The sequence below is a fragment of the Corynebacterium gottingense genome (genome assembly GCF_002285125.1).
GTDB classification, from domain to species: domain Bacteria; phylum Actinomycetota; class Actinomycetes; order Mycobacteriales; family Mycobacteriaceae; genus Corynebacterium; species Corynebacterium gottingense.
Map to the genome: position 1 here is coordinate 401,859 of NZ_NSGN01000001.1, position 12,088 is coordinate 413,946.

The following is a 12,088-nucleotide window of genomic DNA, read 5'->3' on the forward strand; positions in this document are numbered from 1 at the left end:
GCCCCTTCTCCTTCGTCTCGCAATTAGTCCTGGGCCGCGGGCGTGGCGTGTGCCACCGCGTCGAGCGCTTCGGTCAGCGTGAACTTCTGCTCGTAGAGCGCCTTGCCAATGATGGCCGAGTCGATGCCTTCCTCCGCGTAGCTGGCCAGCTCCCGCACGTGGTCGAGTGTGGCGATCCCACCGGAGGCGGTCACCGCAGCGTCGCTTGCCGCCGAGACCTCCCGCAGCAGTTCGATGTTCGGACCGGTCAGGGTGCCGTCCTTGCTGACGTCGGTAAGCACAACGCGCGCGCACCCCGCCGCATCGAAGTACTCCAGGACCTCCCAGAGATCGCCCCCGTCCGAGGTCCAGCCGTTGCCCTTCGTGCGCCACTCGCCGGCTTCCTCGCGCACCGCCAGATCCACCGCGATCTTGTCACCAAAACGGGCGATGACATCGGCCGCCCACTGCGGGTTCTCCAGCGCTGCAGTACCGATGTTCACGCGACGCGCACCGGTGGCCAGGGCGCGCTCAAGCGAAGCGTCGTCCCGAATCCCCCCGGTCAGCTCCACCTGCACATCAAGCTTGCCGACGATGTCCGCCATCATCTCGTGATTCGACCCCCGCCCAAAGGCAGCGTCCAGGTCAACGAAGTGGAGCCACTGCGCCCCCTGCTCCTGCCAGCGAAGGGCAGCCTCCAACGGGTCGCCGTAGCTCTTCTCCGTCCCGGCCTCGCCCTGCTCGAGGCGGACGGCCTGGCCATCAACAACGTCTACGGCGGGCAGCAGTGTGAAATCCATGCACACATGGTAGCAGCGCCGCCACGCGTTTAGCGCAGCGTGTTCACCCAGTTCTCCAGCAGCGCCAGACCCGCGTCTCCGGACTTCTCCGGGTGGAACTGCGTGGCCCACAGCGGGCCGTTCTCCACCGCAGCGACGAACCGGCAGTCGCCGTGCGTTGCCCAGGTGAGCTTGGGGTACGCGATGTAGTCGTCGGCGGACAGCGCGAAGTCGCGCACCCCGTAGGAGTGCACGAAGTAAAAGCGCGTCTGCGGGTCCAGACCGGCGAACATCTCACTGTTGTCCGCGATCTCGACGGTGTTCCAGCCCATATGCGGCAGCACCGAAGCCTCGAGCTTCTCAACCACCCCGGGCCACTCGCCGAGCCCCTTGGTGTCCACGCCGTGCTCCACGCCGCGGTCAAACAGCACCTGCAGGCCGACGCAGATCCCCAACACCGGGCGCGACCCGGCGAGGCGCTGGCCAATGACGCGACCGCCGTTGACGCGGTTGATGCCGCGCATGCACGCGTCGAACGCGCCCACCCCAGGAACAAGCAGGCCGTCAGCCTCCACGGCCACGTGCGGGTCTTGTGTGACGGTCACCTGCGCGCCGACATGCTCGAGGGCGCGCTGCGCGGAGCGGATATTGCCCGCTCCGTAATCAAGCAGGGCGACGCTGGGGGCACTGCTCGGCGTTGTCGCGTGGTCCGGGCGCTCAGGGGTGGCGTTCATGGTGGCTCATCTTACCGGTCGCGGCGGCGGTGGCGGCGCGGTGCCTGCACCGACTGGAGCCGGGCGGCGAGGTTGTTCACCTCAACCACGCGGTTGCGGCCCAGCTGGCGGTCCAGCAACGTCACCACCAGGCCGATCATGATGACCGCCGCGGAAATACCGAACATGGGCGAAAACGCCATCGTGGTCAGCAGCATGCCGTAGAAGGTTGAGCCGAGCCCGGTGCCGCCGTCGTAGGCCACGTTCCAAATCGCCGCGGCTTCTGAGGTCTTGGACCGGGGCAGCCGGTAGAACATCATGGTCAGCGCCTCGTTCTGCACGGCACCGAAGCCGAGTCCGTACAGCAGTGCCGCGAGCACCATCCACCACACAGACAGCTGGAACACCAGGATCGCGGCGATGAGGAAGACGCCGAGGGCGGCGGTGATCTGGAAACGAATCATCACGGTACCCGGGTACCCCACGCGGTCCATGACGCGGCCCGCGTAGTAGCGCGAGAGCATGGAGGCGAAGTTCATGAACCCCAGCATGAGCCCGCCCAGGGTTGCGCCGGCGACGGGGTCGAGCTCGCGCATCGACGCCGGCAGGAAGTTCGTAATCGCACCGTATGCGGTGGTGACGAACATGAGCGCGAGCGCAGGGACGAGCACCAACCGCCAGATCGGCACGTAAATGTGGTCCGTCTCTGACGTTTCTTTCTCCGGCGGCGGGATGGGCGGGATGCCCTGGCAGGCCACGAGCGCGAGCAGGCCGACGCCGCCCGCGATCAGGTAGACAGCGTCGTACCCGATGCGCTGGACCAGGGCCATGCCAGTGGGCAGCGCGATCATCTGTGCCAGGCCAATCATGATGCCCACCACGCCGGTCGCGCGGCCCAGCAGGCTGATGGGTACCAGCTCCGCGACGATCGCCGCCTCCGCCACCGTCAGCGCACCGAATCCCACGCCGCGAATCGCGGAAATGGTGAGCACCTCGGGCGCCCCCATCCCGAGGAGGTACCCCACCGCGGGGAAGCCCAGGAGGAACGCGGAAACCGACATCACAGTGGTGTAGCCAAACTTTCGTAGCAGCCGCGGAGTAAATACCTGTGTGGTGACGGTAAAGAGCATGAACACACCGGTCGTGGTGCCGGCGAGTGTCTCGCCCCCGCCAGCGTCAAGGACGGCAGTGGGAACGACGGGCAGGAGCAGGGCCCACGCGCCGAACGCGCACGCCATGGCCACGAAGACCGCTTTAAGACCGCGTGCCTGCCACACACTTGTTAGGGAATTGATCTCTTCCGTAGTCACAGGACGACGGGAAAAGAAGGACACCTCACACCACCTTTGCCATGTTGAACAGCGCGAACACGAATGCCAGCGCAGCGAGTAGAGCTAATACAATTGTGACGGCCTTTGAGCCGTGTTGATACGCCGACCACACTCCCCCGGCGAGCAGCCCGGCAAGCAGGAAAAGGACGACAACCCACATTCCGGCAGCGACGTTAAACACCTACAGCGCCCCCTTCGTCGACGGTACCCCCGAGATACTGGGGTCGCGTTCCACCGCCTGGCGCAGGCTGCGGGCCACCGCCTTGTACTCCGCCTCCGTGATGTGGTGCGGGTCGCGCCCGTAGCGCACATTGAGGTGGAGCGTGAGGCGCGCGTTGTACGCCAGCGTCTCGAAGAAGTGGCGGTTGATCACGGTGGCGTAGTGCCCGCCGATGACCTGCCAGTCCATGTGCTCGGGCTCGCCGTGCATGACAAAGTAGGGCCGCCCGGAAAGGTCGACGACACCTTCCACCAAGGTCTCGTCCATGGGCAGCAGCATCGAGCCGAACCGGCGGATGCCGCGCTTGTTGCCGATGGCGTCGATAAGCGCCCAGCCCAGCGTGATGGCGGTGTCCTCGACGGTGTGGTGGGCGTCGATGTGCGTATCGCCCTGGGCACGCACGGAGAGGTCGAACGCACCGTGGGTGCCAAACGCGGTGAGCATGTGGTCAAAAAACGGCAGGCCGGTGTCAACCTCGACCTGGCCCGTGCCGTCAAGGTTGATCTGCACCGTAATGTCGGACTCGCTGGTCGTGCGGGTCGCGGTGCCGATGCGCTGCGCGGCTGGCGCCGGAGACTCAGCCATGGGAAACCTCCTTCGCTGCGGTGAGAAATGCGTCGTTTTCGTGCGGTAGGCCGATGGTCGCGCGGAGGTGGCCGGCCACCCCGACGTCGCGAATCAGCACGCCGCGATCGAGGAACTCCTGCCACACGGCGGGCGCGTTGGCAAACGGCCCGAAGAAGACGAAGTTCGACTCGCTCGGCACGACATCGTAGCCCATCTCCTCCAGCCCCGCCTGGACTCGGTCGCGCTCCTGCGCGAGCTTCTCCACGGTTTCCAGGGTCTGCCCCGCGTACCGAAGCGCCACGCGCGCGGCCGCCTGCGCAAGCACCGAGAGGTGGTACGGCAGCCGCACGAGCATCACTGCCTGGATAAACGCCGGCGCCGCCACGAAGTAGCCGAGCCGCCCTCCCGCAAAATCGAAGGCCTTGGACATGGTCCGCGACACCACGAGCTTCTCCGGGTACCGCTCCAGCAGGGTCACCGCCGAAGCGCTCGGCGAGAATTCGGCGTACGCCTCGTCCACGATCACGATGCCCGGCGCGGCTTGGATGAGCCGCTCGATGTCGTCCAGGGTCGTTACGTCGCCAGTCGGGTTGTTCGGCGTGGTGATAAAGATGACGTCGGGCGCATGCTTATCGACGCCCACCAGCGCCGCCTGAAGATCAATCCTGAAGTCCTCCCCGCGCGGGACCGCGATGAACTCCGTTTGCGTGCCCGCAGACAGAATCGGGTGCATGGAGTAGCTGGGGATAAACCCCATCGCGCTGCGGCCGGGGCCGGCGAAGGCCTGCAGCAGCTGCTGGAGGATTTCGTTCGAGCCGTTGGCCGCCCAGACGTTGTCGCGGGTGACGCGGACGCCGGTTTGGCCGCTGATGTAGGCGGCGAGGTCGTCGCGAAGCGCGAGCGCGTCGCGGTCCGGGTAGCGGTTGAGGGCGCCGGCGACGGCGGCAACTTCCTGCACGAGGGCGTCGATAAGCTCCTGCGATGGCGGGTACGGGTTCTCATTGGTATTCAGCGCGACCGGGACCTTGAGCTGCGGCGCGCCGTACGCGGACTTGCCGCGCAGTTCCTCCCGCAGCGGCAGCCCGGCGAGCTCGGTGGACGCGGCGAGTGTGCCGTCCTGAAACTGCATGGTTAGCGGCCTCCTTCGAGTCGTGCGCGGATGGATTCGCCGTGGGCGGGCAGCTGCTCCTCGGCGGCCAGGGTGATGATCGCCTGGCCGATCTCCGCCAGCGCGGCCTGGTCGTACTCGATGAGGTTGACCGGCTTGAGAAAGGTGTGGGTGGACAGGCCCGCGGAGAAGCGCGCGGTGCCGGACGTGGGCAGGACGTGGTTGGAGCCGGCAGCGTAGTCGCCAAGCGGCACCGGCGAGTACGGGCCGACGAAAATCGCGCCCGCATTGATTACACGCTCCGCAATCTCCCTCGCGTTGGCGGTGTGGACCTCGAGGTGCTCCGGGGCGTAGGCGTCGGCCACGGCGACCGCGGCGTCCATGTCGCTCACCAGCACGATGCCGGATTGCGCCCCGCCCAGCGCGCTGCGGGCACGCTCGGCATTGAGCGTGGACGTGGAGTGCTGCTCCACCAGCTCGTCGACGCGGCGCGCGAACGCTTCCGAGTCAGTGATGAGGACGCTGGCCGCCTGCTCGTCGTGTTCCGCCTGGGAAATAAGGTCCAGCGCGACGTACTCGGCGTTGGCGTGCTCGTCCGCGATCACCGCGATCTCGCTGGGGCCCGCCTCCGCGTCGATGCCGACCACGCCGTTGACCAGGCGTTTGGCGGCAGCGACGAAGATGTTGCCGGGTCCGGTGACCATGTCCACCGGCTCGAGCTCGGCTGCGTCGTCGCCGTACGCCATGAGCGCCACGGCCTGTGCGCCACCGACCGCCCAGACCTCGGTGATGCCGAGCAAGGAGCAGGCGGCGAGCGTGGTCGGGTGCGGCCAGCCGCCGAACTCCTCCTGGGGTGGTGTGCACACCACCATGGAGGTGGCACCCGCTTCCTGCGCCGGAATGACGTTCATGAGCACGCTCGACGGGTAGACCGCCTTGCCCCCGGGGACGTAGAGGCCCACGCGGTTGATGGGAACGAATTTTTCGGTGACGTGCGCCGACGCCGCCAGGCGCGTCGTGTGCGCCGCTGGCTTCTGCTCCGCGTGGACGCGGCGGATGCGCTGGATGGCCAGCTCAAGCGCGTCACGAACTGCGGGGTCAAGGTCGGCGACGGCCCGCTCAATGACCTCGGCGGGCACGCGCACCGACGCGGGGCGGATCCGGTCGAACTGTTCGCCGTATTCCAGGGCTTTCGCAGCCCCGCCGGTGCGCACGGCCTCCACCATCGGCGCCACGGTGGGCAGGACCGCGTTCACGTCCGTCCCGCCGCGCGGTAGTGCGCGACGGAGCTCGGATGTCGTCGGCGTGGTGTCCCGGAGGTCGGTGACGTGCAGCATGGAAACTCCCAACATCGCTCGCGTTGCTTTGAGGTACGGGGCGCGGCCTTTGCGTGGCTGTGCCCCAGGACGTTTCCAGTGTAGGGGTCGGTACCGCTGCGCGCGGCAAGTTCGTCAGTCAGTTGGCGGCTCGTCCCGCTCCACCACGAGGGACATCGCATTGAAGGCCCAGTAGATCAGGGAGGAGACAAACGGGCCGACCAACCATGCAGCGCCGAGTTTGGCGGGAGGCACCATCTCGACCTGCTGGCCGTCGGCCAGGTTCGCGTGGTCCAGCGGGTGCAGCGCCGCGGCGAGCACGTCGCCGGTAACGGCCACCGTCAGGACCGCGGAGACCGCGCAGGCGATGAGCCAACATAGCGAGCCGAGGCCTCCACGGGTGCGTCGAGTAGCGAACTGGCGCAACGCGACGACGGCCAGGACGACGCCGATGGCCAGAGTGATCAGGCTGAACCAGCCGGTCGCGGCGAACTCCGCGTTTTCCGGACTGGCCACCTGGTCGATGGCGAGCCTCCCGTCATCCGCCGTGCCCACGTACGCCGGGCGCAGCCAGCCCCACACGAGGCCGCCGCCAATACCAAGCAGCAGCGCGCACACTACAAGGCCCGCGTCCGCCCCGATCCGGGCTGGGAACCTCGGGATGCGGGGCCGCGACGCGGGCTGGGATTCTTCGAATGCAGTACTCAACGAAGACGCTGACTAGTTGCAGAGCTTCCAGCGGCCATCCTCGCGCTCGAAGAGCTGGGTCTGGGTATCCTCGCCGGAATCATTCTTGGCCGTCACGGACGCGGAGGCGCGGTCGCCGTCAACGCGCACGTCAGCCAGGGAAATCTCGGACTTCGGCAGGTCCATGGTCATGCCGGCATCTTCCTGCATTCGCGCCGCTTCCTCGACGGAGTCCAGGGTCATGCCCTGGCGCTCAAGCTCCTCCATCGCAGGGTCGCGCACGGCCTTGCAGGAGTTATCCAGGATCGTGCGGGTCCAGGTAGCGAGCGACTCCGGGTTGGAGACGGCCTCGACGACCTTGGTCATCTCATCGATGTCGCCCTGCGACGCATCCTGGCCACCAGCGATCGGCTCGTGGGTGACCTGCTCGTACTCACCGTCCGCAAACGGGTTAGCAATGGTGGGCACATCGCCGTTCTCGCCCTGGTTGTCGGAGCCGGAATCCTTCTCGCCGGAGTCCTTGGCGTCCTTGTCCGAGGTCTTCTTCGCGGCACCCCCGCCCTTGGAGTCCTGAGCCTCCTGGCCGTCCTTCTGGTCCTTGTCGTCCCCGGACTTCTTTTCCGATTCCTTCGCGGCGCCGTCGACGGACTCGGTGTTGTCGGCCCCGTTGTCCCCGGCGGCCTCTGCTGCCGTGGACAGACCGCCGCCTTTGGTTTCCTCCCCTGAGCCACACGCAGACAGTGTCAAGGTCAGGGCGATTGCCGTGACACCTGCTGCAGCAGCTTTCGTCGTCTTGGTGGAAAACCTCACGAATTACCTCTCTTCATCTCCCGGGAAGTCGGACCGCCCGGGTTCGTATCACTCTTGGACGCGCGAACGCACGCTCGAGATACTTGTAAGTTGTCTCGACCATCCTAACAACACCCAGCTGGGGCCATCGTCGAGTTGAGGTGACAACATTCTGGGCGCTTCCTGTGAGCAATCGGGGCAATGAACCTCCCGTGCCCTGACTGCACCACAGTTACGATGGAGCATTATGCAGTTGACCCGGGACACCATTACCGCATCCGCGCTGCGCATTTTGGCAGAATACGGGCTGGCGGACGTCTCAATGCGCCGCGTGGCCACCTCACTCGGCGTTGCCCCGGGGGCATTGTATTGGCACATCGAGAACAAACAGGAGCTCATCTCCTGCCTTGCCGCGGAGATTGTGCGACCAGTTGCAGCCGACGCCGCGGGGGAGGCGACCGCGCCGGAACAGCTCGCGCGCGCCCTCCGGGAGGCCGTCCTGGGCATCCGCGATGGCGCCGAGGTCGTGCTCGCGGCAATGAGCCAGCCGGGAGCGCGCATCCGCGGGGAGCTTTCCACCGTCTTTGAGGAGGCAGTGCGGGAAGTCGCGAACGAGGGCGCTCCGGCAAGTGTCCTTCGCTCAGCGGCGGCGGGCCTGGTCACCATGACGCTTGGCGCGGCGACGATGTACCAATCAGGCGCGCAGCTGGCGGAAGCCACCGGGGAGCGGCCGGTGGTGGGCGCTGAGGAAGCGACGCGCGAGCACGAGGAAGGCATCGCGCTCCTCATGGCGGGGCTACGCGCGGGAGGCACGGCGGGCGAGGCGGGCGCGTAGCCGGGACCGGGCGCGCAAATTTGGCTAGGATCGGGCGACATGACTGAACCTTCTGCACCTTCTGATGCACCCACCACCTCCGAGGCACCGATCGTGTGGCCAGGATCCGCATACCCGCTTGGCTCCACCTACGACGGAGCCGGCACGAACTTCGCGCTGTTCTCCGGTGTCGCCGATGCCGTCGAGCTGTGCCTGATCGACGACGACGGAGCCGAAACGCGCGTCCCCCTGGAAGAGATGGACAACCACATCTGGCACGGCTACCTCCCCGGCATCGCCCCCGGCCAGCGCTATGGCTACCGCGTCCACGGGCCGTGGGACCCGGCTGACGGCAAGCGCTGCGACCCGAGCAAGCTGCTCATCGACCCCTACGCGCGCGCATTCGACGGCTCCTTTGACACCCACTCCGCGCTGTTTTCCTACGACCCGGACGCTGAGGAACCCGGCACCGGCCGCAATGAGGAAGACTCCTTGGGTCACACCATGCTTTCGGTCGTGATCAACCCGTTCTTCGATTGGGGCGACGACCGCAGCCCGCGCATCCCCGACGAGGAAACGGTGATTTACGAGTGCCACGTCAAGGGCATGACGCAGTCGCACCCGGACATCCCGGAAAACCTGCGCGGCACCTACGCCGGTATGGCACACCCCGCAATGGTGGAATACCTCAAGGACCTCGGCGTCACCTCCGTCGAGCTGCTGCCGATCCACCAGTTCTTCCAGGACGACCGCCTGAAGGAAATGGGGCTGCGCAACTACTGGGGCTACAACACCTTCGGCTTCTTCGCCCCGGAGCACGACTACGCCTCCACCTCCAACCCCGGCGACGCCGTGGCCGAGTTCAAGCACCTGGTGCGCGCCTACCACGAGGCGGGCATGGAGATCATCCTGGACGTGGTGTACAACCACACCGCGGAGGGCAACCACATGGGCCCGACGATTGCGTTCCGCGGCATTGATAATGAGGCGTACTACCGCCTGGTGGACGATGACAAGTACCACTACATGGACTACACGGGGACGGGCAACTCCTTTAACGTGCGCGACCCGCACTCGCTGCAGCTGATTATGGACAGCCTCCGCTACTGGGTCACTGAGATGCACGTCGACGGTTTCCGCTTCGACCTCGCCTCCACCCTTGCCCGCGAGTTCTCCGATGTGGACCGCCTGGCCACCTTCTTCGACCTCGTGCAGCAGGACCCGGTTGTCAGCCAGGTCAAGCTCATCGCGGAGCCGTGGGACGTCGGCGAGGGCGGCTACCAGGTGGGCAACTTCCCGTCGCTGTGGAGCGAGTGGAACGGCAAGTACCGCGACACCATGCGTGACTTCTGGCGCGGCGAGGGCTCCACCCTGGGCGAGTTCGCGTCCCGCCTCACCGGCTCCTCGGACCTGTACCAACACAACGATCGCCGCCCGACCGCGTCGATCAACTTCATCACCGCGCACGACGGCTTCACGCTCAATGACCTGGTGAGCTACAACGAGAAGCACAACGACGCGAACGGCGAGGACAACCGCGACGGCGAGAGCCACAACCGCTCCTGGAACTGTGGCGTGGAGGGCCCGACGGACGATCCGGAGGTGCGCCAGCTCCGCGCCCAGCAGCGCCGCAACTTCCTCACCACGCTCCTGTTGTCCCAGGGCACGCCCATGATCGCCCACGGCGACGAGTTTGCGCGCACCCAAGGCGGCAACAACAACGTCTACTGCCAGGACAACGAGATCGCCTGGATGAACTGGGACCGCCTGGACGAGGCGAACGAGCTCCACGACTTCACCAAACGCCTCATTGCCATCCGCAAGGCCCACCCCGTCTTCCGCCGCCGTCGCTTCCTCTCCGGTGGTGCGTTGGGTGAGGACGTGCTGGACCGCGAGATCGCCTGGCTCGTCCCGGACGGGCAGCAAATGGAGCAGAAGGACTGGGACTTCGCCTTTGGCAAGGCGCTGATGGTCTACCTCAACGGCGACGCGATCTCCGAACCCGATTCGCGCGGCCGCCGCATCACGGACGATTCCTTCGTGCTCATGTTCAACGCCCACTACGAGGACATCGAGTTCCGCATCCCGCCGCAGAAGTTCGGCGCGAAGTGGGAGGTGCTCATCGACACGACCGAGCCCCTGGGCTACCCCGTCGGCTTCGATCCCGCCGACGCTGAGGGCACCCTGACCGTGCCTGCCCGCTCCACCATGGTGCTCAAGCAGATCGAGCCGCCGGTGATGCCGGAGGACTAAGGGGCAGGTGCTTATCGACGTCCCACCGCCCCGGTAGACTAGTGCGAACCCGCATTTGCCTGTGATTGGAGAGTAGTTCACGTGATTTCCGCCCACGGCGCCCTGGTAACGGTGACCAACTCGAAGGTGGTGTGGCGCCCCTCGCCCCTCGCCGCCGCCCTCACGGGCGAGTCCGACGAGCACAGTGTGGACGTCGCGGACATCACCGAGGTGACCACCGAGCCCGGGGACGGGTGGCAAGAAGGCCGCCTCACCATCACGCTCGGGGCCGGGGACACCAAGGTGGTGCGCTTCGCGCCCGGCGAGGCGTCGCAAGTAGAAGCGCTCGCGTCGCTGGTGGCTGCGGCGCGCCGGGGCGAAGCCCCGGACGTCGATAGTGCGGAGGCTTCTGGCGCGATCCCCGGCTTCGATTTTGTGGGGTTCGACGTGGAGACCGCCAACCCCAACTGGGGCTCCATCTGCCAGATTGGGCTGGTCAAGTTTGTGGACGGCGAAGAGGTCGACCGCGTGTCGTGGCTGTGCCAGCCCCCGGAGAGCTGCAACCAGTTCGAGCCGGGCAACGTGGCCATCCACGGCATTACCGCCGAGGATGTGGCTGACGCGCCCGGCGTGGCTGATCGCATCGACGCGATGATTGACTTCGTCGGCGAGCTGCCGTTGGTCGCGCACAACGCGCAGTTTGACGCATCGGCGCTGCACAGCGCGTGCGTGGCTACGGGGCACCCGGTTCCGCCCATGCTGTTCGCGTGCACGCTCGCGCAGTCGCGCGCGGAGCGCCTTGACGTGCGCAACCACCGTCTGCCCACGCTTTCGGAGTATTTCGGTGTGGGCCTGGACAACCACCACGACGCGTGCGCCGACGCGGCCGCGTGCGCCGGCATCATGCTCGGCCTGGCGCGCCGGGCGCACCACACAGGCTCCCTGGCCAGCTTCGTGCACAGCAGCGGCTTTGTGCTGGGCACCATCGAGCAGGCGAAGGTCTCGCCGGTGACGCGGGACCGCTCCGGGACGCGGAGCGCCGCACAGGCGGAGCTGCTCGCCGCTGGCGGCGTGCAGGCCGTCGTGGAGGCTGCCGCCGCGCCGCGCGGCAGTAACCAGGCCGGGCCGAAGCGCGGTGGGCAATCCGGCTCGGGCAAGGGGGCGGGGGTCTCGAGCGGCGGGCAGCGCGGCCCGGCTCCCTGGCAGTCTGTGGCCACGCCCGACAAGGTCCCCGAGCCGAGCCTGGACGCCAGCCCGGATTCGCCGCTGTACGGCCAGCACGTCACGCTTACCGGCGAATTCGAGCCCTTTGACAAGGGCACGCTCTGGAACGGCATCGCCGAGCACGGCGGCCAGGTGGGCAAGAACGTGACCAAGAAGACGACGATCCTGGTGGTCGGCGCCTGGAACAGCGTCACCTCGAAGGAAAAGCGCGCCAAGGAACTGCAGGAAAAGGGCCAGGAGATCCAGATCTGGCAGGCGGATCGCCTGCTTTCGGTGCTCGAGCTTGACGACGAACCACCGTTCTGACCTGCCAACTCCCCCCTCCGTCA

Annotated in this window: 12 protein-coding genes; 3 read left to right on the forward strand and 9 right to left on the reverse strand. The window is 66.8% G+C overall.

Going from position 1 to position 12,088, the window contains the following annotated elements:
• Positions 1 to 23: 23 nt before the first annotated feature.
• The 9 genes from priA to CKJ82_RS01935 form a co-directional block, all read right to left on the reverse strand.
• Positions 24 to 779, reverse strand: a complete 756-nt coding sequence (gene priA / locus CKJ82_RS01900; RefSeq protein WP_095277556.1) for a bifunctional 1-(5-phosphoribosyl)-5-((5-phosphoribosylamino)methylideneamino)imidazole-4-carboxamide isomerase/phosphoribosylanthranilate isomerase PriA — start codon at positions 777 to 779, stop codon at positions 24 to 26.
• Positions 780 to 808: 29 nt separating this feature from the next.
• The gene (gene hisH / locus CKJ82_RS01905; RefSeq protein ID WP_095536794.1) at positions 809 to 1,492 is read right to left on the reverse strand and encodes an imidazole glycerol phosphate synthase subunit HisH; all 684 of its coding nucleotides are present in this window, start codon (positions 1,490 to 1,492) and stop codon (positions 809 to 811) included.
• Positions 1,493 to 1,503: 11 nt separating this feature from the next.
• The gene (locus tag CKJ82_RS01910; protein ID WP_240510642.1) at positions 1,504 to 2,748 is read right to left on the reverse strand and encodes an MFS transporter; all 1,245 of its coding nucleotides are present in this window, start codon (positions 2,746 to 2,748) and stop codon (positions 1,504 to 1,506) included.
• 58 nt (positions 2,749 to 2,806) lie between these two features.
• Positions 2,807 to 2,983 (reverse strand): CG2302 family histidine operon protein, encoded by a 177-nt coding sequence (locus tag CKJ82_RS11730; RefSeq protein ID WP_158221631.1) that lies wholly within the window; start codon positions 2,981 to 2,983, stop codon positions 2,807 to 2,809.
• Entirely contained in the window at positions 2,984 to 3,607 is a 624-nt protein-coding gene (gene hisB / locus CKJ82_RS01915; protein ID WP_095536795.1) for an imidazoleglycerol-phosphate dehydratase HisB, read from the reverse strand.
• Positions 3,600 to 4,718 carry a histidinol-phosphate transaminase gene (locus tag CKJ82_RS01920; RefSeq protein ID WP_095536796.1) on the reverse strand — a complete coding sequence of 373 codons (1,119 nt, stop codon included), beginning with the start codon at positions 4,716 to 4,718 and terminating at the stop codon, positions 3,600 to 3,602. The genes hisB and CKJ82_RS01920 overlap by 8 nt, the downstream gene beginning before the upstream one ends.
• A 2-nt stretch (positions 4,719 to 4,720) precedes the next feature.
• Positions 4,721 to 6,034 (reverse strand): histidinol dehydrogenase, encoded by a 1,314-nt coding sequence (hisD, locus tag CKJ82_RS01925; RefSeq protein WP_095536797.1) that lies wholly within the window; start codon positions 6,032 to 6,034, stop codon positions 4,721 to 4,723.
• Between the two features lie 114 nt (positions 6,035 to 6,148).
• Positions 6,149 to 6,721, reverse strand: a complete 573-nt coding sequence (locus CKJ82_RS01930) for a hypothetical protein (RefSeq protein ID WP_133063993.1) — start codon at positions 6,719 to 6,721, stop codon at positions 6,149 to 6,151.
• A gap of 12 nt (positions 6,722 to 6,733) precedes the next feature.
• Entirely contained in the window at positions 6,734 to 7,510 is a 777-nt protein-coding gene (locus tag CKJ82_RS01935; protein WP_095536799.1) for a hypothetical protein, read from the reverse strand.
• A 226-nt stretch (positions 7,511 to 7,736) separates the two neighbouring features.
• Between CKJ82_RS01935 and CKJ82_RS01940 the strand changes: the two genes are divergently transcribed.
• The 3 genes from CKJ82_RS01940 (at position 7,737) to CKJ82_RS01950 (ending at position 12,065) form a co-directional block, all read left to right on the forward strand.
• Positions 7,737 to 8,324, forward strand: coding sequence for a TetR family transcriptional regulator (locus CKJ82_RS01940; protein WP_095536800.1), 588 nt, complete (start codon positions 7,737 to 7,739; stop codon positions 8,322 to 8,324).
• Positions 8,325 to 8,363: 39 nt separating this feature from the next.
• Positions 8,364 to 10,556 (forward strand): glycogen debranching protein GlgX, encoded by a 2,193-nt coding sequence (glgX, locus tag CKJ82_RS01945; protein WP_095534850.1) that lies wholly within the window; start codon positions 8,364 to 8,366, stop codon positions 10,554 to 10,556.
• A gap of 81 nt (positions 10,557 to 10,637) precedes the next feature.
• Complete coding sequence (locus CKJ82_RS01950) at positions 10,638 to 12,065, forward strand: 3'-5' exonuclease (protein WP_095536801.1); 1,428 nt, start codon at positions 10,638 to 10,640, stop codon at positions 12,063 to 12,065.
• Positions 12,066 to 12,088: the final 23 nt, after the last annotated feature.